A 24,092-nucleotide genomic window follows, 5' to 3' on the forward strand; every position below is an offset into this window, starting at 1 on the left:
ATCAATTGCGGTGAGCAATGGTATCCGAGCCCCCCAAAACGCCTGAAAAATCGGCAACAGAAACCCAGAGTGTGTGCGGGCGGTCCCTTGCTGTGCGCGGGCTCGCCTGTGAGCGGGACGGGCGTGTGCTGTTTGAGGGGCTCGAGTTCACACTGGCGCCGGGCACGGCAGTACAGGTCGAAGGTGCGAATGGTGCGGGCAAAAGCACGCTGATCCGTACCCTGATCGGTAGTGTCTCCGACTACAGCGGTACCATCGCTTGGCGAGGGCAGGCCTACCCTCGGGGGTTGGCGGCGATGCGCTCCTCGTTGCTGTATATCGGCCACAATGCCGGTGTGCGACGCGGCCTCACACCTCTGGAAAACCTCGCCTGGTACGGGGCTGGTCGGAAAGAGGCGCTGCGGGCGCTGGATGAGGTGGGGCTCTACGGCTTTGAAGACGTGTTATGCCAACAACTTTCCGCCGGGCAGAATCGCCGGGTGGCGCTGGCACGCCTGTATCTGCCCGCGCCACCGCCACTGTGGGTTTTGGATGAGCCGCTCGCTGCCCTGGACGTGGTGGGAGTGGCGAGCCTTGAAGCGCAGATGAATCGCCATCTTCAGCGGGGAGGTTGCGTGCTGCTGACGTCCCACCAGCCAGTCAATGTTGCACCGTTGCTGCGGGTCAATCTCGCGGACTTTGGGCCGCACTTCACAGCACAGGAGTTGTACTGTGTCCGTTGAGTCAGTAGTCGGGGATGCTGAGGTTATGTGCGAACCGGAGTCGAATTCCACTGCGCCAGCGTCCACCCCAGGCTTTTATACCTTGTTCCGGACCGAATTCACTCTTGCGGTGCGCCGCCGATCCGATATCGTCAATCCGCTGCTGTTTTTCGTCACTGTGCTGGCGCTGATGCCGCTCGGCATAGGTCCGGAGCCCGAGATGCTGTCGCGTATGGCCGCGGGGCTGATCTGGGTGATGGCGCTGCTGGCGACACTGTTGTCCCAGGAATCCCTGTTTCGCGGTGACTACGAAGATGGCTCGCTGGAACAGCTGGCTTTGCAGTCGCAGCCGTTGTACTACCCGGTGCTGGCCAAGGTGCTGGTGCACTGGCTGGTGACTGGGGTGCCCTTGGCGGTGTTGTCCCCTCTGCTCGGGATGATGTTGAACCTGGGGCAGGGCGGTTACTGGCCACTGCTGATGTCCCTGGCCCTGGGTACTGCCAGCCTGAGTCTGATCGGTGCCGTTGGGGCAGCGCTGACCGTGGCGCTGAGGCGACCGGGGTTGCTATTGGCACTGATCATTATGCCGCTTTATGTACCCGTGTTAATCTTCGGCACCGGAACGGTGCAGGCGGCGCTGGATGGGTATAGTTACGGCCCGCAATTGGCCATTCTTGGTGCGATTCTCGCGGCGGCGGCGGCACTGGCTCCGCTGGCGGCGGCGGGAGCTATCCGCATCAGCTTAGAAAACTGATCCTTTTCCATGCCTGTGGTGCGCCACCAGGTTGAGAAGAAAAGGGCCGATGAATAAGGCTTAGGAGCACAAAATTGTCCTGGCAATGGTTTCACAGAATGGGATCGCCGCGCTGGTTTTATCAGAAATCCAGTGTGTGGCTGCCGTGGCTCGGCGCTGCCGGCCTGATACTGCTTACTGTAGGTTGTATCTGGGGGCTCGGATTTGCGCCGCAGGATGCCAAGCAGGGCAATAGCTACCGCATCATGTATATCCATGTGCCGGCGGCGTTCCTGGCCCTCGCAGGCTACTACATCATGGCCATCTGCGGCGCCATCGGCCTGATCTGGAAAATGAAACTGTCATTCGTGGTGATGCGTGCGGCGGCCCCCATCGGTGCGGCCCTGACCTTCATTTCGCTGGTGACCGGTGCCGTGTGGGGCAAACCCACCTGGGGTACCTACTGGGTATGGGATGCCCGTATTACCTCCATGCTGATCCTGTTTTTCCTCTACCTCGGGGTGATGGCGCTTTCCGGGGCTTTCAGTCGCGAGCAGTCCGGCGATAAGGCCAGTGCACTGCTGGCACTGGTGGGCACGGTCAACATTCCAATCATCTACAAGTCGGTAGACTGGTGGTTCACCCTGCACCAGCCAGCGACCCTGAAACTGACCCAGGCGAGCACAATTGACCCCAGCATGTTCTATCCGCTGATCACCATGATCGCGGGCTTTTACCTGTTCTACGCCTGGGTGCTGACCCTGCATACCCGCACCCTGATATTGCAGCGCGAGTGGCGTACCCAGTGGGTGCGTGAACTGCTGGAACAACCTGTGCCTGCGGCGAAGTCCTGAGGGAGTTGAAACGAGCCATGCAATTCCAGTTTGATGATTTCGCCAGCTTCCTCGCCATGAACGGCCATGGTCCCTACGTCTGGTTCTCCTACGGGGTGACCATTGCGGTACTGGTCGCATTGGTGCTGGTGCCGTTGCTGCGCCAACGAAAAATGCGCGAGCAGTTCCAGCGTCAGATTCGCCAGGAAGAGGCGCGTCGTCGCGCCGGTGCGGAGCGCAATGCCAAGTCCGCGGCGGTGGCTGCGGAGTAAAGATTTTTCCATAAGACATGCTGCCCCATAGCGGGGCGGGTTCCATGTCTGCCACTGTGTGCGGCAGACAGATAGCTCTTTTTCGATGACAGGACAACCATGCATCCAGCCCGTAAACAACGCCTGATTCTGGTGGTCATTTTGGTGGCGCTTTCTTCCGCTGCGGTGGGGTTCGTGACCTACGCCATGCGATCCAATATGAACTACTTCTACGCGCCCAAGGCCTTCGCCGCCGGTGAGGTGCCGTTTGAAAAGCGCATTCGCGCCGGCGGTTGTGTGGTGCCCGGCAGTATCGTGCGTGACGGAAGTTCCCTGGATGTGCGCTTTGCGCTCACCGATGGTGAGGCGGAACTGGAAGTCGTGTTCGACAAGATACTCCCGGATCTTTTCGCCGAGGGCGAGGCTGCGGTGGTGACCGGCAAGCTGGAGAAGGGTGGATTTGTTCGCGCCGACCAGGTGCTGGCAAAACACGACGAATCCTACACGCCGCCGGAAGTGGCGGAATCGATGTCCGGCAAGGCCAGCTGCCACGGAGACGCCAAGATATGAGTCCGGAACTCGGTCATTTTGCATTGATCGTCGGTCTGCTGCTGTCACTGGCTCTGGCTGTACTGCCGCTACTGGGTACTTACACCGGGCGTGTGCTGTGGATGGATACCGCGCGTCCGCTGGCGCTCGGGGTGCTGGCATTTACTCTGTTGTCGTTTGTGTGTTTGACCGAGGCCTTCGTCAACAGCGACTTTTCCGTCGCCTATGTGGCACAGAACTCCAACAGCATTCTGCCCATGATCTACAAGGTGACCGCCGTTTGGGGTGGCCACGAGGGTTCGATCCTGTTGTGGCTGCTTATGCTGGCAGGCTGGACCTCCGCAGTAGCCCTGTTCAGCCGCCAGTTGCCGGCGGTACTGGTGGCGCGGGTGTTGTCCGTGCTGGGTATGCTGCTGATCGGTTTTTTCCTGTTTATCCTGCTGACCTCCAATCCCTTCGAGCGCATCTTGCCATTCCCGCCCAATGACGGCAGTGACCTGAACCCGCTGCTGCAGGATCCCGGCATGATCATCCATCCCCCGCTCCTGTATATGGGGTATGTGGGCTTCTCCGTGGCCTTTGCCTTCGCCATTGCGGCGTTGCTTGAAGGACGCCTCGACAGTGCCTGGGCACGCTGGGCGCGACCGTGGACGGCGGTGGCCTGGTCCTTCCTGACCCTGGGTATTGCGCTGGGCAGCTGGTGGGCCTACTACGAGCTGGGTTGGGGTGGCTGGTGGTTCTGGGACCCGGTGGAAAATGCCTCCTTTATGCCGTGGCTGGTCGGCACAGCACTGTTGCATTCTCTTGCGGTCACAGAAAAGCGCGGACTGTTCCGCAGCTGGACCATCCTGCTTGCCATCTTTGCGTTCAGCCTCAGCCTGCTGGGAACCTTCCTGGTGCGCTCAGGAGTGCTGACCTCTGTGCACGCCTTTGCTACCGACCCGCTGCGCGGCGGCTTTATTCTCGTGTTCCTCGCTATCGTAGTGGGCGCGTCGCTGCTGCTGTTTGCCGTACGTGCGCCGACAGTGAGTGCGGGCAGTGTGTTTTCCGCGCGCGCGCGGGAAACCTTCCTGCTCGGCAACAACGTTTTGTTGGTACTGGTGATGGCGGTGGTGCTCACCGGCACCCTGTACCCGCTGCTGGCGGATGCTCTCAATTGGGGCAAGATCAGTGTGGGCCCGCCGTTTTTCAATTTGTTCTTTGTACCGCTGATGCTGGTGCTGTGTCTGTTACTCGGACTCGGTATTCACGCCAACTGGAAAGACAGTCAGCTGCAGAAACTCGCAAAAGCCTGGGTCCTGCCGGCTCTGGTCGCCATCATTGGCGCGCCGCTTTTGACCCTGCTGGCAGGTGACTTCCACTGGGGCGCCATGCTGGGTATTTTCGCGGGTCTTTGGGTGATTGCCGCGAGTGTCGCCGATGTGCTGGCCAAATCCCGCAATGCAGATTCTTTGTGGGCTGGCCTCAAGCGCCAGCGCGCTAGTTATTACGGCATGCACCTGGGTCATATTGGTCTTGCGATTTCCGTGCTGGGTGTCGCGCTTACAACGGTGTATAGCGTGGAAAAGGACCTGCGCATGTCACCGGGGCAGAGTGCGGAAATGTCCGGCTATGAGTTTACGTTTGAAGGCGTGCGCCAGGCGCGCGGGCCCAACTATCGCGCGTCCGAAGGGGTGATCCTGGTGCGCGAGGGCGGTCGAATGATTGCCGAGCTCCACCCGCAGAAACGCAGTTACCTTTCCGGTGGCAATGTGATGACGGAGGCTGCGATCGACAGCGGCCTGTTCCGCGATTTGTACGTGGCCCTGGGTGAGCCCATGGACAAGAACAACCCGGCTGGCGACTGGGCGGTGCGTCTGCAATACAAGGCTTTCGTCGTCTGGATCTGGCTGGGGGCTGCACTGATGGCCCTGGGTGGTGCCATCGCGGTGGCCGATAAACGCTATCGCAAAGTGAAAGCGGCGCGTGCGAGCAAGACCGCGATGACAGGCAGCCAAGGCGGATCCCTGGCTGGCGCCTGATCCCGGTGGGTTAACAAGGAATTACACAACTGATGGCAAGGCTTAAACTCTTTCTGCCTCTGATCATATTCGCCGCATTGGCACTGTTGTTCTGGCGCGGTCTCTCCCTGAATCCGCAGGATATGCCCTCGGCACTGGTGAACAAGCCGGTGCCGGATTTTGCGCTGCAGGATGTGGAGAGCGCGCGCGAATTAAAAAAGGCGGATCTTCCCGGTAAACCACTGTTGTTGAATGTGTGGGCTACCTGGTGCATTTCCTGCCGGGTGGAGCATCCCTATCTCAACAAACTGGCGGAAGAGGGCGTGCCCATCGTCGGCATCAATCTCAAGGATGACACTGCCGCTGCGCAGCAGTGGCTAGAAAAATTTCACGATCCCTACCTGTTTTCTGTCGCCGATGTGGAAGGGCGTCTGGCGCTCGACCTGGGTGTCTTCGGCGCACCGGAAACCTTCCTGGTGGATGCCGGCGGCACCATTCGCTGTAAACACGTAGGCGTGGTGGACGACCGGGTGTGGCAGACCAAGCTGCAACCGCTGTACGAAAAGCTGCAAAAACAATCCTGGGGCGAATTTTCCGGTGAGCTATCAGATTCCCTGCTCGCCCGTTGTCACTGAAACGGAAGAAAAAAAGAGCCGCTTTATCTGCTGGCTGGGGCCAGTAACTGATAAAGCGGCTTTTTTGCGTGAGCTGGGAAGCATCCGCGCCCGCTACCCCGACGCCTCCCATCACTGCACCGCGCTGGTGATCGGCAATCCCGCTAATCCGGAAGTGATGCAGGCAGATGACGACGGCGAGCCTGGCGGCAGTGCCGGCAGGCCCATGTTGGAACTGCTGCTGAAGCAGGAAGTAGGTAATGTGGGCGCTATCGTTACACGCTATTTTGGTGGAACCAAACTCGGGGTGGGCGGCCTGATGCGCGCCTACCGCGGTGCTGTGGGTGCAGCATTACAGCTTGCGGAGCTCAAGCAGTATGTGGCGCTTTTACCCCTGCGTATCGCCTGTGACTTTTCCGGAGAGTCCCGTTTGCGTTTCCTGGTGACGCAGCAAGGTGGTGAGTGCGGCAGTGCCGATTACGGCACTCGTGTTGAGCTCAATGTGGTTCTTCCAGAGGATCGCTGGCCGATGCTGCAGTTGCAATTGCACGCCGAGGGCTTTGAGTTGCTTGATTGAATTGGAATTCCGTCCCGCAACAAAGGTTGGCGTTAATTCGGCGACTTTGAATTTTTTGTAGGGTATCGCGCGAAATTTATTGGCAACCTTTCCTGTGCATGGCTGAATTATTTCGAACGAAAACAAAAAAGGCCCACACTTTCGTGTGAGCCTTTTCTGTATGTGGCGGACCGGACGGGACTCGAACCCGCGACCTCCGGCGTGACAGGCCGGCATTCTAACCAACTGAACTACCGGTCCGCATTCCTGATCACCCTTTGAAAACTCTGCCAGGCAGATGAAAGGGAGTGGTGGGTGGTACAGGGGTCGAACCTGTGACCTACGCCTTGTAAGGGCGCCGCTCTACCAACTGAGCTAACCACCCCGCGTCAGGAGCTGCGTATATTAATGATAGTTTTTAGAGATGCAACTGTTGGATAAAATTTCTTTTCATTTTTTTTGACGACAGTGGTGCGCTGAATTCTAATGCCGTCGAGTTCGGCGGTTTCGGATGCGCGTCACTGCCGTGACTTTTGTAAGTCGGTAGTATTTTTGTTAACCGTTAGTGTTTTGTTTTCCTCAATTGAAAGGTGTTTCCATGAAGCAAAGTTGGGTTGTTGTCGGGCTGTTAGCGGGCACGATGATGGGGGCGCTGGCCGGCTGCCAGAATATGGAAGCGGCTTCCCCGTGGGTGGATCTGGGAAATCAGGTTGCTAAAAATGCCGGCTACGATACCGATTCGAGATTGTCCCGCGCTATTAAGGACACGCTCAATGCCAGCACCGACCGCGCCAGTGCGGGGTTGTCGCAGCAGGGTGCATTTAACCTGCGGTTACCGGCATCCGCGCAGCCCGTAGTCAATAGCTTGCGTCAATACGGGTTTGGCAGCTACGTGGATCAGCTCGAGCTGGCGATGAATCGGGGTGCGGAGCAGGCCGCGGTTGAAGCGGCGCCGGTGTTCAAGCAGGCCATTGCCGGGATGACCGTTAATGATGCGCTGGGAATTATTCGTGGTGGCGACACCGCCGCAACGAGTTATTTCCGCGGCCAGACCGAAAGTACGCTGCGCTCGCGGTTTCAGCCGATTGTTGAAGCCAACCTGCAGAAGACTGGTTTCTATGAGCAGTACAAAAGCATGTTGGCGGTATACGAAAACTTGCCCATCGCCAACAAGCCCAGCATGGACGTAGAGCGCTACGTGCTCGATAGCAGCATGACCGCATTGTTTACTCGTATCGGCGAAGAGGAAGCGCTGATTCGGAAGGACCCGGTTGCCCGGGGGAGTGTGTTGATTGGCCAGGTATTTGGCGAGGGTTGAAACCCGTCCGGAGCGCTGCATCGTGGTCCGGCTTGAATGGAAGGGTCCTTAGGGGCCCTTTTTGTTTTTGGCAAATTCGCACATACAAAAAAGGCCCACACTTTCGTGTGAGCCTTTTTTGTATATGGCGGACCGGACGGGACTCGAACCCGCGACCTCCGGCGTGACAGGCCGGCATTCTAACCAACTGAACTACCGGTCCGCATTCCTGATCACCCTTTGAAAACTCTGCCAGGCAGATGAAAGGGAGTGGTGGGTGGTACAGGGGTCGAACCTGTGACCTACGCCTTGTAAGGGCGCCGCTCTACCAACTGAGCTAACCACCCCGCGTCAGGAGCTGCGTATAGTAATGATATTTTTTGGGGCGTCAACGCTTTTTGAAAAAAATATTGTGATTCAATGGGTTATGGCGCTCCGCCGCCCTTTCTGCGCCGGATTTGGGCGGGCGTGTCGGGGCGGCCTGGCACTGCTATAATCGCCCGACTTTCCATTGGAGAAGATCAGTGCTGAACAAGATCGAACAGAAGCCGCTGGGCGCTGTGTGGACACTGCTGCTGGCGGTGGTCATGTACGCAGGTGCCAGTTGGGCATCGGTGGAGGTAGAGCCGCTGTCGAGTGCCGAGCTGCAGGCGCGCTATCAGGTGCTGATCGAGGAGATGCGCTGTCCCAAGTGCCAGAATCAGAATCTGGCGGGATCCGACTCCATGGTGGCCATGGACCTGCGTCGCGAGATTCGCCGCTTACTGGAAGAGGGGTTCAGTGATGCGGAAGTCCAGGATTATATGGTGGCACGCTACGGGGACTTCGTGCTCTACCGGCCGCCACTGCAACGTAACACCATGGCGCTGTGGTTCGCGCCCGGTGTGTTCGCTGCGCTGGGGCTGCTTACGTTGATCGTAATTGTGGTGCGTTCTCGCAATGGTCGCGGTGGCAGGCAGGATCAGGATGCGCAGGAATTGAGCGCGGAAGAACAGCAGCGGCTGGCAGAGTTGCTGAATGCGGGCGAGCAGGGCGGAAGCAAAAACAATGATTGATCTCTGGTTAATACTGGCGCTGTTGCTGTTGCCTTTGGCGGCTATTATTGCCTGGCCGTTGCTGCGCCCAGGTAAGCGCGCGGTCGCGCCCGGGGCAAATGCCGTGGATGTGAACGACAGTGCTGACCTGCAGACGCAAACCGCGCTGTATCGCGAGCATCTGGCCGAATTGGAGGCCTCGCGGGCCAGTGGTGCGGTGGATGAGGCGCAGTACCAGTCGTTGAAAGCGGATCTCGCGCGCAAGCTGCTTGCGGAAGAGGGGGGTGGTTACCGCATGGCCCCTGCACGTCAGGGAGGGCGCGGCCTGTTGTTTGCGCTGGCATTCCTGTTGCCGTTTGTCGCGGTGGGGCTGTATTTCTATTGGGGCTCCTATAACGATCTCGCCCTGTATCGCGATATTGCCGCCAGCCAGACCGGAAAAACTGATTTGGTGGCAGAAGCGCGCATTACACAACAGCTGCGCGCGCGTGCGGACTCTCACCCGGAGGACCTGACCAGTCGCTATGTGCTGGCCCAGCGCCTGCTGGTCAGTAACGACCTGAATGGTGCGATTGCCCAGTACCGCTATATTGTCGCCCGTGAGCCTCAGGCCGTGAATGTCCGTGCGGAGCTGGCGCAAGCGCTGTTTTTTGCCAGTGGTTCACAGATGTCACCGGAAGTCGTTAAAGAGGTCGCGCTGGTGCTGGAAGCGCAGCCGAATAACACCACCGCTCTCGGTTTGGCGGGTATCGCCGCATTCGAGCGCGAAGACTTTGCCGCGGCGCGCGCTCACTGGCAGAGTGCGCTGGCGCAGATGCCTGCGGGCTCCAGTGCCGCCCAGGCATTGTCTGCCGGTGTCGCTCGCGCGGAACAGGCTTTGGCGGAAGCCGGGGGCGAGCAAGGGCAACAGTCGATTGCTCAGGTGCCCGCGGCATCTGCATCCGGCGGTGCGGAAGAGCCCGCCGTCCCTGCAGGCGAGAACCGTATTGCGGTCAAGGTCACCCTTCCCGAGGGGGTGCAGGTTTCCCCGGATACCCCGGTATTCATCTACGCTCGCACCGAGGAAAGCCCCATGCCGCTCGCTATCGTGCGCCTCGCCGCGGCAGACCTGCCGGCGGAAGTGGTGCTGGATGAGTCCAGGGCGATGATGCCTGGGCGTAGCCTCAAGACCGTAGATCAGGTGCAGCTGGTGGCGCGTCTGGCCATCAATGGCAATGCCCGCCCGGCGCCGGGGGACTGGCAGGGCGAAATCAAGATGCTGCCTCGCAGCGACTGGTCGAAACCGGTACATATCGCCATCGACCAGCAAATGTGACGGTTTCGCGCACGCCCCGCGACCACTAGCCCGTAACCTCTAAGCGGGGCTGAGGGCTTTGGCCTGCGCGGTCAAAATTAGCGCTGAAACCCTGCCCGCAGCCATGTACAATCGGCGGTTTGCAAAAACAAAGCGGCGATTTGGCGTCTATCTATTGAAATAGGTGTCCGGATCACCCGGAGATTACAACGAAGAGCGTTCGGCGGCGGTGCATAGTGACCGTACGGACGCCGTGTATTACCGAGTTTCAAGACCATGCGTTTGAAGTGCATCAAGCTGGCCGGGTTCAAGTCCTTCGTCGACCCGACCACCGTTTACTTCCCCTCCAATCTCAGCGCCGTGGTCGGCCCCAACGGCTGTGGCAAGTCCAATACCATTGACGCCGTGCGCTGGGTGATGGGGGAATCGTCCGCCAAGAACCTGCGCGGCGACTCCATGACCGACGTCATTTTCAACGGCTCCAGTGGCCGCAAGCCGGTTGGTCAGGCGTCCATCGAGCTGGTGTTCGACAACTCCGCGGGCAAGCTCACCGGCGAGTACGCAGCGTTCAGCGAGATCTCCATCAAGCGCAAGGTGACCCGTGACGGGCAGAACATTTATTACCTGAATGGTGAAAAGTGCCGCCGCCGCGATGTAACCGACCTGTTTCTGGGTACCGGTCTGGGTCCGCGCAGCTACGCCATCATCGAGCAGGGGATGATCTCCAAGCTGATCGAGGCGAAGCCGGAAGATCTGCGGGTATTTATCGAAGAAGCCGCGGGTATCTCCAAGTACAAGGAGCGTCGCCGCGACACCGAAAACCGCATGCGCCGCACCAAGGAGAACCTGGAGCGTCTTACCGATATTCGCGACGAGCTGGATCGCCAGCTGTCGCGACTCGAGCGCCAGTCGGCGGCAGCTGAGAAGTACAGCCGCTTCAAAGAGGAAGAGCGTACTCACAAGGCGCACCTGCAAGCACTGAAATACCGCGAGCTGGACGATCAGACCCGGACCAAACAGCAGCAGATTGGCGAGCTCGAGCTCACCGTGGAAGAACTGGTGACCCGCCAGGTGAGCTGTGACACCGGCATCGAAACCCAGCGAGTCGCGTATCACGAATTTTCCGATGCATTTAATGAAGTGCAGGGCCGCTTTTACTCCGTGGGCGCAGATATCGCGCGTCTGGAACAGAGTATTTCCCATGCCCGTGAGCGCAATTCCCGCTTGCAGTCCGATCTCGCGCGCACCGAACAGGAATTCGCGGAATCCCAGTCGCTGTTGGCGGCGGATCAGGAGCGGGCACTGGAGTTTGAAGCCGAGCTGGAAGTGATCGTGCCGGACCTGGATATGGTTCAGGCGGCAGAAGAGGAGTCTGCCCAGACCCTGCTCACCGCCGAAGACCAGATGCGCGAGTGGCAAAACGAGTGGGACCAGTTCAACCAGGGCGCCTCCGACTCCCGCCAGCGTGCGGAGGTTCAGCAATCCCGTATCCAGCATCTGGAAACTTCCTCCCAGCGCCTGCGCGACCGCATCAATAAATTACAGAGTGAGCTGGAAAGTCTCAGCGGTTCTGCGGACGACAGCGAACTGGAACAGCAAAATGAAGAGCTGGCGGAAATGGAGATGCAGCTCAGCGAGCTGCGGGACTCCATTTCCGAGCAGGTGGAGCAGTTGTCTGACCTGCGCCGCCAGGAAACCGACATCGCCAGTGATCTGGACAAGGAGCGCCTGCAACTGCAAACCAGTCGCGGTCGCCAGGCTTCCCTCGAGGCACTGCAGCAGGCCGCCATGGGGCAGGGCAAGGCGGTCGCCAGCTGGCTGGAACAGCACAACCTGCAGGGGCGCCCGCGTTTGGCGGAGCAGATCCGCGCGCAATCCGGCTGGGAGGCTGCGGTGGAAACCGTGCTTGGAGCCCAGCTGCAGGCGGTTTGCATCGACCAGATTGAATCGCTGAAGGAATCCCTCGCAAGCTTCGAGGGTGGCCAGGCGGTATTTGTCGACGGCCGCAGCGTGGCGTCGTCCAGCGCCGGCAGCCTGCCCAAGCTGGCGGATGTGGTTGAGGCTCCGCTGTCCCTGGCAGGGCTGATTGATGGCATCTACACCGCGGAGGACCTGACTGCGGCACTGGCCCAGCGCGACCAGTTGAACGGGAGCGAGTCCATCGTCACCCGCGATGGCCTGTGGGTCGGGCCCAACTGGCTGCGTGTGAGCCGCGGCGCCGATGCCGAGGCCGGGGTACTGGCACGAAAACAGGAGCTGGAGAATCTCTCCCTGTCCCTGGAAGAATGCGAGGCGCGGATCGAGGAATTGACCGAGCAGCGCGAGCAATTGCGCAGCCGCGCCGGCGAGCTGGAAACCGGTATCGAGCAGGCCCGTAACAACGCCGAGCAGCTGAATCGCCGCACCGGCGACCTGCGCAGCCAGTTGTCTGCACAGCGTGCGCGCCAGGAGCAGATGGACGAGCGCCGCCGCCGCATCGAGCAGGAAATTGCCGAAGTGCGCGAGCAGAAAGAGGCGGAATCCGAATCCATTTCCGAGGCCCGCATCGCCTTGCAGGAGGCGGTGGAGGCCATGAGCGACGATACCGACCGGCGTGAAACCATGCTGGCGCGCCGCGAGGCCCTGCGCGAAGCCCTCGATACCGCCCGCCAGCGCGCCCGCGAAGACAAGGACCGCTCTCACGAGCTGGCCATGCGCGAGCAATCCGTGCGCACGCAAAAGGTATCGCTGGAGCGCACCCTGCAGGTACTGCGGGAGCAGGTCGAGCGGCTGCAGGAGCGCCGCGAACAGTTGCATCTGCAGATGGAAGAGGCCCAGGATCCGTCACAGGATTACCAGGGCGAGCTGGAGGAGAAACTCGCCCAGCGCATCGACGTCGAGCAGGAACTGGTCGAAGCTCGCAAGAAGCTCGAGGAGGTGGAAACCACTCTGCGCAGTCACGAGCAGGAGCGCCAGAAGGCGGAGTCCGCACTGCAGGGCGTGCGCGCCCAGCTGGAAATGCAGCGCCTGGAAGCCAGATCGCTGGAAACCCAGCGCAATGGCCTGGTTGAGCAGCTGCGGGAGTCCGATCACGATGTGGCGCAACTGCTGGAAGAGCTCCCGGAAGAGCTGACGATCGACGCTGTGCAGCAGGATATCGAGCTGGTGGCCGCGCGCATCTCACGTCTCGGCCCCATCAACCTGGCGGCCATCGACGAATACAAGCAGGAGTCCGAGCGCAAGCATTACCTGGATCGCCAGTTCGGCGACCTGAACGACGCGCTGGAAACCCTGGAAAACGCAATCCGCCGGATCGACAAGGAAACCCGCACCCGCTTCAAGGAGACCTTCGATCAGGTGAATGGCGGCCTGCAGGAGCTGTTCCCGAAAGTGTTCGGCGGCGGTCACGCCTATCTGGAACTGACTGGCGAGGATCTGCTGGATACCGGTATCGCCATCATGGCGCGCCCACCGGGCAAGCGGAACAGTACCATCCACCTGCTATCCGGAGGTGAAAAGGCGCTGACCGCGATTGCGCTGGTATTTTCCATCTTCCGCCTCAACCCGGCGCCTTTCTGTATGCTGGACGAGGTGGACGCGCCCCTGGACGATGCCAACGTGGGTCGCTACGCACGGATGGTGAAAGAAATGTCCGAACACGTGCAATTCATCTACATTACTCACAACAAGATCGCGATGGAAATGGCCGATCAGCTGTTGGGTGTGACCATGCACGAGCCGGGCGTATCCCGCCTGGTATCCGTAAACGTGGAAGAAGCCGCGGAGCTGGCGTCTGCGTGATGAAGGTAGAAAATGGTTGTATCCGGAAGATCCCGGTGAATTGCGGCGAGTGGAATCTGGCTTGGCGGAGTCAATGGAAGTCGGCAAAGGGAGAGGGGAGCACAAATGGATAACTGGCTGATCAATCTGCTGGCACTGGTGCTGTTTGCCGTTGTACTGGACGGCGCGCGCCGTGCCTGGCTGAAGCACCGCGACAGCATGAAGGTGTCGCGCAACCTGTCCCGTTCCATGCGCCGGGATGTGGATGACTACGATAACGATGTTCTCTCCTCACCTCGTGTGGTGGAATCGGCCGAGCGTCCCTCACCCCGGGTGAGCGAGAGCTTTTCCCACGCCGCGCAAGACTTTGCCCGCGATGACGATCCAGATTACGGCTCCGCGCTGGCAGAGACGCCGCTGGAATATATCGACCCGGAAGAATTGGAGAAGCGCCGCCAGATTTCTGCGGAACTGCCGGGTACCGTGCGTGTGGTGCAGCGCCGCAAGCCGGAGGACGCGAGCCAGGTCAATCGTCAGGTACAGCAGAACTTCCATTCCTCGCGCAAGCCGCTGGCGGGCAGCCGCCCTGATCGCCGGGAATCGGACGATGCTTTCGACGTTTCCCCGGCGCGCCCAGAGTCGCGTGCCGAGCCACGTGCACCGTCCGCGCGTGCGCCGGAGCAGGCATCGCTGAATCTGGATGAGCAGGTGCCCGTGCTGATGGATTCCATTGTTGATGATGAGTCCGAGTACGTGGAAGAGGCTCCTCGCGAGGAGTTGCAACCGCACTTTTGGCAGGAATCTACCGAGCAGGTGTTGCTGGAGCCCGCAGGTATAACATTCACCGAAGCTGGTCGGGAAGCCGAATTTGCCATGCCCCGCGGTACCGATCCCCTCGCCCGTCTGGCAGAGGAGCCGGTTTCCGGCGGTCGTCGAGAGCCCTCACTGGATGAGTCCGCAAGCCTGGACTCCCTGCATGCGAGTGTGGACGAGCCGGATGCACCGATTGAAGTGCCGGAAGACAAGCCACGTACAACAAAATCCCTGTGGGCCAGTGCCGAAATCAAGTTGCCGGAACTCAAATTCCCGGATCTGAAAAAGGCAGTAAGCCCGGCGCGCGAGACCTATGAAAAGCCGGAGACGCCGTCCAAAGGTCGGGCCGGAAAGCGCGAACCGGTCGCCCGCAAGGAGCGTGCCGTGGAAGAAGTGTTGATCCTGAATATCATGGCACCGGCTGGCGACTGCTTTGAGGGCAATGACCTGCTGCGCGTATTGTTCGCCAGCGGAATGCGCTTTGGTGACATGAATATATTCCACTACCACACCGGTGAGGATGGTGAGGGACCCGCGTTGTTCAGCCTGGCAAATATCGTGGTGCCGGGCACATTTGACATGTCGGTAATGGAAGACTTCACCACCCCGGGCATAAGTCTGTTCCTGGCGCTGCCGGCGGAAGTGGAAGCGCTGAAGGCATTTAACACACTGCTGACCACTGCCCGCTACATCGCCGAGCAACTTGGTGGTGAGCTCAAGGATGAAAACCGCAGCGTGTTTACCGCGCAGACGGCGGAACACTATCGCCAGCGGGTGATGGAATTCCAGCGTCGCAAGGCCCTGGCCAGGGCCCAGGCCTGATAGCGCAATCTACATTGGCAGGAGTCTGCTTGTTGACTCCTGCCAAATGCCACCTCCTTCTCTACCGGCAAGAATCCCCCATTTTTGCGGATATAAAATGACAAAAACCATTCCCCCGGAGACGCAGCAGCGTGCTCTGGAACTGCATGACATTCTCAACCGCGCAAATTACCAATACTACGTGCTGGACGCGCCGGAGCTGCCGGACGCCGAGTACGATCGCTGCCTGCGCGAATTACAGGCGCTGGAAAAAGAATACCCGCAGCTGATCAGCAGCGACTCCCCAACCCAGCGTGTAGGCGCAGAGCCGCTGGCGGCGTTTACCCAGATCCGTCACGAAATGCCGATGTTGTCGCTGGACAACGCATTCAGTGATGAGGAGTTGGAAGACTTCGACCGCCGTATTCGCGATCGCCTGAACAGTAGTGATCCGGTGGAGTATGCGTGCGAACCGAAACTGGACGGCATCGCCGTCAGCCTGTTGTACCGCGATGGCATTCTCGAGCGCGCCGCAACCCGCGGCGACGGCACTGTTGGAGAGGATATCACCCAGAATGTGCGCACCATCTACTCGGTACCGCTCAAACTGCTGGCCGATGATGTACCGGCGGTACTGGAAGTACGCGGTGAAATCTATATGCCCAAGGCCGGCTTCGCTGCCCTGAATGAAAAGGCCCAGAAAGCGGGGGAGAAGGGTTTTGTTAATCCGCGCAATGCCGCTGCCGGCAGCCTGCGCCAGTTGGACTCGCGGATTACTGCCCAGCGTCCGCTGGAGCTCTGCGTATACAGTGTTGGCCTGGTGCAGGGCGGCGATCTGCCTGAGCGCCACACGGAAATTCTCGAGCAGCTGAACCGCTGGGGTTTCCGTATCAACAGCGAAATGGCGGTAGCGGAAAATATCCAGGCGTGTATCGACTACTACCGCAGGCTCGGTGAGAAGCGCACACAGCTCGCCTACGACATCGACGGTATCGTTTTCAAGGTCAACAGCATCGCGTTGCAAAAGCGTCTCGGCTTCGTCGCGCGGGCGCCGCGCTGGGCCACCGCCTACAAGTTCCCCGCCCAGGAGGAAATGACCGAGCTACTGGATGTGGAATTCCAGGTGGGCCGCACCGGTGCGGTTACTCCGGTGGCACGACTGCAACCGGTGTTTGTCGGCGGCGTAACCGTGTCCAACGCCACCCTGCACAACCGCGATGAAATAGAGCGCCTCGGGGTGAAAATTGGCGATACCGTCATCATCCGCCGCGCCGGCGACGTGATCCCCCAGGTGGTTTCCGTGGTGGATAGCCGCCGCCCTGCCGATGCGCGCGAAATCGAATTTCCCAGCCACTGCCCGGTGTGCGATTCCCCGGTGGAAGCCTCGCCCGGCGAGGCGGTCGCCCGCTGCAGCGGTGGACTTATCTGCAGCGCCCAGCGCAAGCAGGCGATCAAACACTTCGCCTCGCGCAAGGCGATGGACATCGACGGTCTCGGCGACAAACTCGTCGAGCAACTGGTGGATGAGGGGTTGCTCAAATCCGTCTCCGGTCTCTATCACCTGTCCCTAGAGCCGCTGGTGACGCTGGAACGCATGGGCGAAAAGTCCGCGCAAAACCTGCTGGATGCGCTGGAGCGCAGCAAGGCGACCACGCTGCCGAAATTCCTTTACGCCCTTGGCATCCGCGAAGTGGGCGAGGCCACCGCGCGCAACCTGGCTCGGCATTTCGGCCAGCTGGAAAAGCTGATGCACGCGGATACCGAGGCGCTACAGCAAGTGGAGGATGTGGGGCCGGTGGTTGCCCACTATGTGGCGGAATTCTTCGAGCAGCCACACAACCTCGAGGAAGTCGCCGCGTTACAGCAGGCCGGTGTGCACTGGGAAGATGAGGTGCAGGAGCTCGGTGCGCAGCCGCTCGCCGGCCAGACCTGGGTGCTTACCGGCAAGTTGGAAACCCTCTCCCGCAGTGAGGCGAAAGACTACCTGCAGCGCCTCGGCGCCAAGGTCGCCGGCAGCGTTTCCGCCAATACCCACACGGTGGTGGCGGGGCCGGGTGCAGGTTCCAAACTGAACAAGGCGCGCGAACTGGACCTTCCAGTGCTGGATGAAGAGGGACTTATGGCGATGTTGCGGACCCAGGGTATCGAGATCTGAGATCGGCACCGCCACGGAATTTGATTGGAAATTATCCTGTCCGTGGCGGGTTGTTTGAAATGCGATCGAATCGTGAATTTGACGACATTCCAAGGTGGCTTTCTCGCTTGCGCGCCGTTACAGTTGCGGAAATCAGTTTTTTCGACAGTGCCTGCGGACAAGTGTGATGGTGCTGCGGGCAAGTGTAGGGGTTGGCGCAGCGTGATGCAGGGCGATCAGGAATCCATCGTTTACGGCTGTATCAAAGACAGCAATAGCCTGACTGGCGGCTGCGAGCGCCGCCGGATAAATCGCGAAGCCATTCTGGCCCTGCCCAGTGCCGACGAGTGGCCATTCCTGTGCCGCGATATGTTTTCCATTCCCACGATCAAGGTCAAGCAGTCCCAGTATCAGACCGATGTGATTCACTTCGGTGCGTCGTATCGCGCGATCGAGTATGAATGGAATCACTGGATTCAGAAATTCGAAGAACTGTTGCGCAGTATGTACTGGGTGTCCGCCACCGTGCACCTGGAAACCGAACTCTCCGGCACCCACTCCTTCAACTGGGAAGCTGCCGGCCTGTACCACGAACCCGGCTGCGGAGAAATGCAGGTGCGCTGCGAGTGGACCCAGGAAGGGCGCGTCAGCGTCTGATTGATTTCGTAACATCCGATTTCCAATTTTCTTCACTGCACACTAAATTGGTAACGGTTTTCCGTTTGCACGATTTGTGTACCCATTTGGTCTACAGCGCGACAGAGGTGATTCATGCCCGCTAAGTCGTCTGATGGCGCAGATAATTTCCGTATCGAAAAAGACAGTCTGGGGGACGTTCGGGTCCCACAGGGCGCGCGCTATGGCGCGCAGACCCAACGCGCGGTCGAAAATTTTCCGGTCAGTGAATATCGGCTGCCGCCGGAGTTTTTGCGCGCGGTGGTGGCGATCAAGCGCGCGGCAGCCGAGACCAATAGCCGTTTGAGGATTTTGGATACGGACTTGGCAGAGGCCATAGTGCAGGCCTGCGACCAGTTGACGGAGGTGGATTATCAGAATCAGTTTCCGGTCGACGTTTTCCAGACCGGTTCCGGTACCAGTACCAATATGAATGTGAACGAGGTGCTCGCGCACCTCGCTTCCGAGGCGACTGGTAAAACGGTCAGCGCCAACGATCACGTCAATATGTGCCAGAGCAGCAATGATGTGATTCCAACCGCGATACACCTATCTACGTTACTTGCCCTGCAGAATCGCTTGTTGCCGGCACTGGTGCATTTGATCGACGCGATCGAAGCCAAAGCCGAAGCGGTGGATGGCATCGTAAAAACCGGGCGCACCCATTTAATGGATGCGGTTCCTGTCACCCTGTCGCAGGAGCTGCAGGCGTGGTCGGCCCAGGTCAAGTTGTGCAAGGAACGGATTGAATCCAGCTTGCCGCGTCTCGAAGCACTTGCTCAGGGAGGAACGGCGGTGGGCTCCGGGCTGAATGCCCACAGGGATTTTGCGGTGGTGTTTGCGCGCAAGCTGAGCAGTGCCTGCGGGGTTTCCCTGCGTCCCGCTGCAAATCCGTTTGCCGCCATTTCCAGCCAGGACACCGCGGTAGAAGTGTCCGGACAACTGAAAACCCTGGCGGTGGCGCTGATGAAAATCGCCAATGATCTGCGCTGGATGAACAGTGGGCCACTGGCGGGGTTTGGCGAAATCTCACTGCCTTCCCTGCAGCCCGGTAGCAGCATCATGCCCGGCAAGGTAAACCCTGTTATCGCTGAGTCAGTAGCGATGGTAGCGGCCAAGGTGATGGGGAATGACACCACCATTACCGTGGCGGGCCAAAGCGGCAACTTCCAGCTGAATGTGATGCTGCCGGTGATCGCATTTTCCCTGCTGGAAAGTGTACGGATCCTCTCTGCCGTCACGCGTCTGCTGGCGGACAAGGCCATTAGCGGCTTTACCGTTAACGAAGCGCGTATGCGCGAGGCATTGGCCAGAAACCCGATACTTGTAACCGCGCTCAACCCCGTTATCGGTTACGCAAAGGCGGCCGAGATAGCGAAAAGCGCCTATGCCACCGGGCGCCCGGTACTGGAGGTGGCCGTGGAAATGACGGATTTATCCCGCGCTGAACTGGAGCGACTGCTGGATCCGGTTCGCCTGAGTTGCGGCGGTATCGTGGATGACAAGTAAACGGTCAGGCTGGCGATTGGTTTAGTTGGTTGGCAGTGAGGGCGGGGGTGCTCTGAGTGGTGTGGCCGGAAGAACCGTCGTCAGTTCAGCAGCAGAATGCCGAGCAAAATGATAACGGTGAGTGTCATCATGCACCCGATCCATGTCGCCAGCTTGCGGAGTGTTTTCCTATCTTCCTGTCGATAGAGAAGTCGATTGTTCATGGGCACATTTCCTCGACCTCGATCGTGAACACAGGCAGCCCTCTTTGTGGTCGGCTGCATGGTTAGCGCCGGTTCGTTGACACTGATGCCCCGATGTTGCAGGATTCGGCGCCGTGTCGCCGGCACACCCCTGTGGCAGGTACCTATCATTAGTGATAGTCACTCTTAAAGAGTAGTGTTGGCGCCCGCTGCCGACCATCCATTCATTTCTCACTGGAAGTGTTGCTGCTATGGCCAACAAACGCCGACGTTCATTCATTACCAGTGTGCTTGCGTGCATCGCTTTTATTGCCGCTGCAATCTGGAGCTGGGATCTGCCGGTGGCGGATGTGCTCAGTTACCTGGTGCTGATGCTGTTGTTTCTTGTGGCTATTGTTGCATTCGCGCTGGGGTTCGGCGCGCTGTTGAACTGGTTGCGCAATCGCAGAGATAAGTGAACCGGCACCTGTAAGCAAGAATTGAGTCCGCAACATCGGCCGTCCGACGGGAAATAGCAGCGAAAATGGAAAGCGCCAACGACGATATCCGCATTCCCATTGCCTATGTGCAGCGGCTGCTGGACGAGGCCTCGAAACACGGGTGCGACCGCGGAGAACTGCTGGCATCAGTGGATATTTCTGAGCAGGAGCTGGAAGACACCGCGGCCTTTTCCGCGGTCAAATACGGCCGCCTTTATCAGCGGGTGATGTGGCTCGCCCAGGACGAGTGGTTCGGTATGCTGAGCGGCGGGCGCGTGCGCTCCGGCTCCTTCCGGTTGTTGTGTCTTACGGTGGTGAACTGCGCCACCGTGCGCCAGGCGATTACCCTGAGTGCGGAGTTTATGGAAATCTGCCGGGGATTCCGCGTCAAGCCGGTACTGCGGCGTGACGGGGACCGTGACAGGGTGGTCATTCAGGGGATCAGTTCCCTGGCAGCAGGGGAATTCGACCAGCTGATCGCCGAGACCTCTCCTGGGGTGATTCGCACTACTCTGGCGGTGTGGCACCGCTTCTACTGCTGGCTGGTGGGGCGGGAAATACCCCTGGCAAAATTGCACTTTTCTTTTCCCTGCCCGGAAGAGTTTCTCGCGCTCGCCCAGAGCGAAGCGGGGGAGCTGATGTTTGACCAGCCAGCCAATGCGCTGGAATATGAGAGCCGCTATCTGGATTACCCCATCGTGCAGAGCCCGCAGACGGTGGAGGATTTTATCCGCACGGCGCCCTACCATCTGGTCATCAGTGACGGTAATGCCAACAGTATCAAGACCAAGGTGAAGACCATTCTGAACCGGGATGTGAGTGAATCCATGCCGGCGGCGGAGGCGGTGGCCGAGCGCCTGAATATGTCGGTAACCACATTGCGGCGCAAACTCCAGCAGGAGAATACTTCCTATCAGAAGCTGAAGGACGAGTGCCGTATGGAGGCAGCCTTTCACTATCTAAGCTGCCCGGATCTCTCCAACACCCAGATTGCGGAAATGCTCGGTTTCGATGAGGCCAGTGCTTTCTTTCGCGCCTTCAAGAAATGGACCGGGGTCACCCCCGGCGAGTACCGCAAAAGCCCGCGCTCGACATCCGCGGGGCTTTGACGCCGTTACTTTCGCAGAAATCATGCGCATTTTGTCCGCTTTTTCGCGGTTTCTCCGCCTTGCGTAACCGTTTTTCCTGACTACTCCGTCAGTCCCATATCGGTCATTTGTACGCCGTATTTTGTTAGTGCTTTGGGCACTTTTCGCCATAGTGGCATTTGGCAATTTGCAACTAATATGAATAAAACCAAAAGTTGAGTCACAGGTATGACGGCCCGGTGTCGCCATTCGATACCACCCGCAATCGCCGTGAGCTCATCAGGTCCACCGAGTAAAAAATTGCTAGAAGAGGGTAATCAGGATGAGCGAGATCAAGATTCCGCTGCGCGACATGCGCTTTGCGATGCGCGAGCTGCTGAACTGGGATCAACACTATGCGTCTCTGGGCTATGAAGATGCGAGCCCCGACGTAGTGGACGCCATCCTGGAAGAGGGCGCCAAGTTCTGTGAAAATGTGCTCGCTCCCCTGAACCAGATCGGTGACCAGCAGGGCTGTACCTGGAAAGACGGCGAAGTCACCACCCCGGAAGGCTTCAAGGAAGCCTACCAGCAGTTTGTCGAAGCGGGCTGGCCGTCCCTGGCACACAATGTCGACCACGGTGGCCAGGGTCTGCCGCCGTCCCTCGGCACCATCCTGAGTGAGATGGTGGGTACCGCCAACTGGTCCTGGGGCATGTACCCTGGCCTGTCCCACGGCGCCATGAACACCCTGGAAGCCCACGGTACCGACGAGCAGAAACACACCTATCTGACCAAGCTGGTTGAAGGTAGCTGGACGGGCACCATGTGCCTGACCGAGCCGCACTGTGGTACCGACCTGGGCATCCTGCGCTCCAAGGCTGAGCCCAACGAAGACGGCTCTTATTCCATCTCCGGCACCAAAATTTTCATTTCTGCCGGCGAACACGATATGGCCGAGAATATCGTCCACATCGTTCTCGCGCGCCTGCCCGATGCCCCGGCTGGCACCAAGGGTATCTCCCTGTTCATCGTGCCCAAGTTCTTGCCGAATGCGGACGGTTCCGTGGGTGAGCGCAATGGCGTGACCTGTGGTTCTCTCGAGCACAAGATGGGTATTCACGGCAACGCCACCGCGGTGCTGAACTTCGACGGTGCCAAAGGCTTCCTGATCGGCGCGCCGAACAAAGGTCTGAACTGCATGTTCACCTTTATGAATACCGCGCGTCTGGGCACTGCTCTGCAAGGCGTTGCGCACGCGGAAGCGGGCTTCCAGAAATCCCTGGCCTACGCCAAGGATCGCCTACAGATGCGCTCGCTGAGCGGCCCGAAAAACCCGAATGGCGCGGCCGACCCGATCATCGTGCATCCGGATGTGCGCCGTATGCTGCTGACCCAGAAGGCGTTTGCCGAAGGTGGTCGCATGCTGGTCCTGCTGTGTGCGCAGCAGGTGGACCGCACCCAGGTGGGCAGTGAGGAAGACCGCAAAGAAGCAGATGATCTGCTGGCTTTCCTGACCCCGATTGCCAAGGCTTTCCTGACCGAAACCGGTTACGAGTCCGCCAACCTGGGTATGCAGTGTTTCGGCGGCCACGGCTACATCGCCGAGTGGGGCATGGAGCAGAACGTTCGCGATTCCCGCATCTCCACCATTTATGAAGGTACTACCGGCGTTCAGGCGCTCGACCTGCTGGGCCGCAAGGTACTGATGAGCCAGGGCGAACTGCTGCGCAAGTTCACCAAAGTCGTGCACAAGTTCTGTAAGGCCGAGGTCGACAACGAGGCGCTGGCACCTTTCGTTACCAAGCTGCAGGAAATCAACCAGCAGTGGGGCGAGCTGACCATGAATGTCGGTGTAAAAGCCATGGAAAACCCCGACGAAGTCGGTGCTGCGTCCGTGGACTACCTGATGTACTCCGGTTATGCGGTACAGGCTTACCTGTGGGCGCTGGCGGCCAAAGTGGCGAACGAACAACTCGCCGCGGGCACTGTGGAAGAAGACTTCTACCGCGCCAAGCTGGCTACCGCACGCTTCTTCTTTGAGCGTATTCTGCCGCGCACCGCGTATCATGCGATTGCGATGCAGAGTGGTGCTGACAACCTGATGAGCCTGGATGCGGAACACTTCGCATTCTGAGTCTGATGCCACTTGAAACACCGCCGCTGGCAACAGCGGCGGTGTTTTTGAATCCGGCTTTTGCCAATGGCGGTGAAAGCGGGATGAAAGGAGATCCGGAGCACCGATGCAATTACCGGCGCACATTCTCGAGCGGCTGCAGGCCTTAACTTGTTTGCCTATAACCACTCGGGTACAGTTTCGCCTGCCGGATGGCAGCGATTTTTACTTGCAGGTTCAGCGTGCAGATGACGCGAATGGCGCCATTGAAGCTGTGCAGAATTCTGGAGAGGTGGAATCTGCCGATCTGGAACTCGAGATGTCGTTCCAGACACTAAATGACATCATCGACGGCCAACTGAGTGCACGGCACGCTTTTTTGCTGGGGGATATTCGCTATGCCGGTAACCGCGAGCTGGCGGCAGCACTGGCAGACCTGTTTTCCAGTTTCTAGAATATTCATCGGATAACTATCAAAACATACAATAATTATCTGTCCGCATAACCCTGTCCTTAAGATTTCGTCTATATACGGACAAGGAATTTCGTATCGGCTCGACTTATTTTGCTGGCGTGTTCCAGTGGAGCTGCACGGTACAGGTTTCTTCGTTCTGTAGCCTGAGGGATAATTCGCAGGATAAGGTTCGGCGCCAGTCTGGCGGACAGCACCACAAAAACAACATTGGGAGAAATAA

General features: G+C 59.2%; 21 protein-coding genes and 4 tRNA genes. 20 read left to right on the forward strand and 5 right to left on the reverse strand.

Annotation, left to right across the window (positions count from 1 at the left end; all coding sequences use genetic code 11):
• The first annotated feature begins 71 nt into the window (after positions 1 to 71).
• The 8 genes from ccmA to R5R33_RS16485 all read left to right on the forward strand — a co-directional run bounded on the left by ccmA (position 72) and on the right by R5R33_RS16485 (position 6,258).
• A complete protein-coding gene (gene ccmA / locus R5R33_RS16450; RefSeq protein WP_318953789.1) occupies positions 72 to 722 on the forward strand; it encodes a cytochrome c biogenesis heme-transporting ATPase CcmA in 651 nt (216 codons plus the stop codon).
• 25 nt (positions 723 to 747) lie between these two features.
• Entirely contained in the window at positions 748 to 1,455 is a 708-nt protein-coding gene (gene ccmB, locus R5R33_RS16455; protein WP_404810403.1) for a heme exporter protein CcmB, read from the forward strand.
• Positions 1,456 to 1,529: 74 nt separating this feature from the next.
• Positions 1,530 to 2,288 carry a heme ABC transporter permease gene (locus R5R33_RS16460; protein WP_318953791.1) on the forward strand — a complete coding sequence of 253 codons (759 nt, stop codon included), beginning with the start codon at positions 1,530 to 1,532 and terminating at the stop codon, positions 2,286 to 2,288.
• 17 nt (positions 2,289 to 2,305) lie between these two features.
• Positions 2,306 to 2,539, forward strand: a complete 234-nt coding sequence (ccmD, locus tag R5R33_RS16465; protein ID WP_318953792.1) for a heme exporter protein CcmD — start codon at positions 2,306 to 2,308, stop codon at positions 2,537 to 2,539.
• A 99-nt stretch (positions 2,540 to 2,638) separates the two neighbouring features.
• On the forward strand, positions 2,639 to 3,088 hold the full coding sequence (locus tag R5R33_RS16470; RefSeq protein ID WP_318953793.1) for a cytochrome c maturation protein CcmE: 450 nt from the start codon (positions 2,639 to 2,641) through the stop codon (positions 3,086 to 3,088).
• Complete coding sequence (locus R5R33_RS16475) at positions 3,085 to 5,088, forward strand: heme lyase CcmF/NrfE family subunit (protein ID WP_318953794.1); 2,004 nt, start codon at positions 3,085 to 3,087, stop codon at positions 5,086 to 5,088. Before R5R33_RS16470 ends, R5R33_RS16475 begins: the two co-directional genes overlap by 4 nt.
• Before the next feature lie 32 nt (positions 5,089 to 5,120).
• A complete protein-coding gene (locus R5R33_RS16480) occupies positions 5,121 to 5,702 on the forward strand; it encodes a DsbE family thiol:disulfide interchange protein (protein WP_318953795.1) in 582 nt (193 codons plus the stop codon).
• Positions 5,665 to 6,258: an IMPACT family protein gene (locus R5R33_RS16485; RefSeq protein WP_318953796.1), complete on the forward strand. Its 594-nt coding sequence runs from the start codon at positions 5,665 to 5,667 to the stop codon at positions 6,256 to 6,258. Before R5R33_RS16480 ends, R5R33_RS16485 begins: the two co-directional genes overlap by 38 nt.
• Positions 6,259 to 6,421: 163 nt before the next feature.
• On the opposite strand, the gene R5R33_RS16490 is transcribed toward R5R33_RS16485, so the two are convergent.
• Together R5R33_RS16490 and R5R33_RS16495 are read right to left on the reverse strand one after the other, a co-directional pair.
• Positions 6,422 to 6,498: transfer RNA gene (locus R5R33_RS16490), tRNA-Asp, on the reverse strand.
• Between the two features lie 48 nt (positions 6,499 to 6,546).
• A tRNA-Val gene (locus R5R33_RS16495) sits at positions 6,547 to 6,622 on the reverse strand.
• A 213-nt stretch (positions 6,623 to 6,835) separates the two neighbouring features.
• Between R5R33_RS16495 and R5R33_RS16500 the strand changes: the two genes are divergently transcribed.
• Positions 6,836 to 7,555, forward strand: coding sequence for a DUF4197 domain-containing protein (locus R5R33_RS16500; RefSeq protein ID WP_318953797.1), 720 nt, complete (start codon positions 6,836 to 6,838; stop codon positions 7,553 to 7,555).
• A 125-nt stretch (positions 7,556 to 7,680) separates the two neighbouring features.
• Here the strand turns inward: R5R33_RS16500 and R5R33_RS16505 are convergent.
• Positions 7,681 to 7,757 (reverse strand) — tRNA-Asp (locus tag R5R33_RS16505).
• Positions 7,758 to 7,805: 48 nt separating this feature from the next.
• Positions 7,806 to 7,881 (reverse strand) — tRNA-Val (locus R5R33_RS16510).
• Between the two features lie 177 nt (positions 7,882 to 8,058).
• Between R5R33_RS16510 and R5R33_RS16515 the strand changes: the two genes are divergently transcribed.
• From R5R33_RS16515 to R5R33_RS16545, 7 genes are all read left to right on the forward strand, one after another.
• Complete coding sequence (locus tag R5R33_RS16515) at positions 8,059 to 8,589, forward strand: cytochrome c-type biogenesis protein (RefSeq protein WP_318953798.1); 531 nt, start codon at positions 8,059 to 8,061, stop codon at positions 8,587 to 8,589.
• Positions 8,582 to 9,883 (forward strand): c-type cytochrome biogenesis protein CcmI, encoded by a 1,302-nt coding sequence (ccmI, locus tag R5R33_RS16520; protein WP_318953799.1) that lies wholly within the window; start codon positions 8,582 to 8,584, stop codon positions 9,881 to 9,883. The genes R5R33_RS16515 and ccmI overlap by 8 nt, the downstream gene beginning before the upstream one ends.
• Positions 9,884 to 10,138: 255 nt before the next feature.
• Complete coding sequence (gene smc, locus R5R33_RS16525) at positions 10,139 to 13,642, forward strand: chromosome segregation protein SMC (RefSeq protein WP_318953800.1); 3,504 nt, start codon at positions 10,139 to 10,141, stop codon at positions 13,640 to 13,642.
• Positions 13,643 to 13,747: 105 nt separating this feature from the next.
• The gene (gene zipA, locus R5R33_RS16530; RefSeq protein ID WP_318953801.1) at positions 13,748 to 15,256 is read left to right on the forward strand and encodes a cell division protein ZipA; all 1,509 of its coding nucleotides are present in this window, start codon (positions 13,748 to 13,750) and stop codon (positions 15,254 to 15,256) included.
• A gap of 97 nt (positions 15,257 to 15,353) precedes the next feature.
• A complete protein-coding gene (gene ligA / locus R5R33_RS16535; protein ID WP_318953802.1) occupies positions 15,354 to 17,390 on the forward strand; it encodes an NAD-dependent DNA ligase LigA in 2,037 nt (678 codons plus the stop codon).
• Positions 17,391 to 17,594: 204 nt separating this feature from the next.
• Positions 17,595 to 18,026 (forward strand): hypothetical protein, encoded by a 432-nt coding sequence (locus R5R33_RS16540; protein ID WP_318953803.1) that lies wholly within the window; start codon positions 17,595 to 17,597, stop codon positions 18,024 to 18,026.
• A 114-nt stretch (positions 18,027 to 18,140) separates the two neighbouring features.
• The gene (locus R5R33_RS16545; protein ID WP_318953804.1) at positions 18,141 to 19,553 is read left to right on the forward strand and encodes a class II fumarate hydratase; all 1,413 of its coding nucleotides are present in this window, start codon (positions 18,141 to 18,143) and stop codon (positions 19,551 to 19,553) included.
• A gap of 80 nt (positions 19,554 to 19,633) precedes the next feature.
• On the opposite strand, the gene R5R33_RS16550 is transcribed toward R5R33_RS16545, so the two are convergent.
• Positions 19,634 to 19,756 carry a hypothetical protein gene (locus R5R33_RS16550; protein WP_318953805.1) on the reverse strand — a complete coding sequence of 41 codons (123 nt, stop codon included), beginning with the start codon at positions 19,754 to 19,756 and terminating at the stop codon, positions 19,634 to 19,636.
• A gap of 230 nt (positions 19,757 to 19,986) precedes the next feature.
• On the opposite strand from R5R33_RS16550, the gene R5R33_RS16555 reads away from it, so the two are divergent.
• The 4 genes from R5R33_RS16555 to R5R33_RS16570 all read left to right on the forward strand — a co-directional run bounded on the left by R5R33_RS16555 (position 19,987) and on the right by R5R33_RS16570 (position 23,851).
• Entirely contained in the window at positions 19,987 to 20,193 is a 207-nt protein-coding gene (locus R5R33_RS16555) for a hypothetical protein (RefSeq protein WP_318953806.1), read from the forward strand.
• 65 nt (positions 20,194 to 20,258) lie between these two features.
• Positions 20,259 to 21,323, forward strand: a complete 1,065-nt coding sequence (locus R5R33_RS16560) for an AraC family transcriptional regulator (RefSeq protein ID WP_318953807.1) — start codon at positions 20,259 to 20,261, stop codon at positions 21,321 to 21,323.
• Positions 21,324 to 21,624: 301 nt separating this feature from the next.
• Complete coding sequence (locus R5R33_RS16565; RefSeq protein WP_318953808.1) at positions 21,625 to 23,418, forward strand: acyl-CoA dehydrogenase C-terminal domain-containing protein; 1,794 nt, start codon at positions 21,625 to 21,627, stop codon at positions 23,416 to 23,418.
• 154 nt (positions 23,419 to 23,572) lie between these two features.
• Entirely contained in the window at positions 23,573 to 23,851 is a 279-nt protein-coding gene (locus tag R5R33_RS16570) for an SCP2 sterol-binding domain-containing protein (protein WP_318953809.1), read from the forward strand.
• Positions 23,852 to 24,092 lie beyond the last annotated feature (241 nt).

The organism is Microbulbifer pacificus (genome assembly GCF_033723955.1).
Taxonomy (GTDB): Bacteria; Pseudomonadota; Gammaproteobacteria; order Pseudomonadales; family Cellvibrionaceae; genus Microbulbifer; species Microbulbifer pacificus.

Excerpts from the sequence above, each read along its gene's own strand:
- ccmB (WP_404810403.1), top strand. The coding sequence starts at position 748 with ATGTGCGAACCGGAGTCGAATTCCACTGCGCCAGCGTCCACCCCAGGC.
- ccmD (WP_318953792.1), top strand. The coding sequence starts at position 2,306 with ATGCAATTCCAGTTTGATGATTTCGCCAGCTTCCTCGCCATGAACGGC.
- R5R33_RS16470 (WP_318953793.1), top strand. The coding sequence starts at position 2,639 with ATGCATCCAGCCCGTAAACAACGCCTGATTCTGGTGGTCATTTTGGTG.
- R5R33_RS16475 (WP_318953794.1), top strand. The coding sequence starts at position 3,085 with ATGAGTCCGGAACTCGGTCATTTTGCATTGATCGTCGGTCTGCTGCTG.
- R5R33_RS16480 (WP_318953795.1), top strand. The coding sequence starts at position 5,121 with ATGGCAAGGCTTAAACTCTTTCTGCCTCTGATCATATTCGCCGCATTG.
- R5R33_RS16500 (WP_318953797.1), top strand. The coding sequence starts at position 6,836 with ATGAAGCAAAGTTGGGTTGTTGTCGGGCTGTTAGCGGGCACGATGATG.
- ccmI (WP_318953799.1), top strand. The coding sequence starts at position 8,582 with ATGATTGATCTCTGGTTAATACTGGCGCTGTTGCTGTTGCCTTTGGCG.
- smc (WP_318953800.1), top strand. The coding sequence starts at position 10,139 with ATGCGTTTGAAGTGCATCAAGCTGGCCGGGTTCAAGTCCTTCGTCGAC.
- zipA (WP_318953801.1), top strand. The coding sequence starts at position 13,748 with ATGGATAACTGGCTGATCAATCTGCTGGCACTGGTGCTGTTTGCCGTT.
- ligA (WP_318953802.1), top strand. The coding sequence starts at position 15,354 with ATGACAAAAACCATTCCCCCGGAGACGCAGCAGCGTGCTCTGGAACTG.
- R5R33_RS16540 (WP_318953803.1), top strand. The coding sequence starts at position 17,595 with ATGCAGGGCGATCAGGAATCCATCGTTTACGGCTGTATCAAAGACAGC.
- R5R33_RS16545 (WP_318953804.1), top strand. The coding sequence starts at position 18,141 with ATGCCCGCTAAGTCGTCTGATGGCGCAGATAATTTCCGTATCGAAAAA.
- R5R33_RS16550 (WP_318953805.1), bottom strand. The coding sequence starts at position 19,756 with ATGAACAATCGACTTCTCTATCGACAGGAAGATAGGAAAACACTCCGC.
- R5R33_RS16555 (WP_318953806.1), top strand. The coding sequence starts at position 19,987 with ATGGCCAACAAACGCCGACGTTCATTCATTACCAGTGTGCTTGCGTGC.
- R5R33_RS16560 (WP_318953807.1), top strand. The coding sequence starts at position 20,259 with ATGGAAAGCGCCAACGACGATATCCGCATTCCCATTGCCTATGTGCAG.
- R5R33_RS16565 (WP_318953808.1), top strand. The coding sequence starts at position 21,625 with ATGAGCGAGATCAAGATTCCGCTGCGCGACATGCGCTTTGCGATGCGC.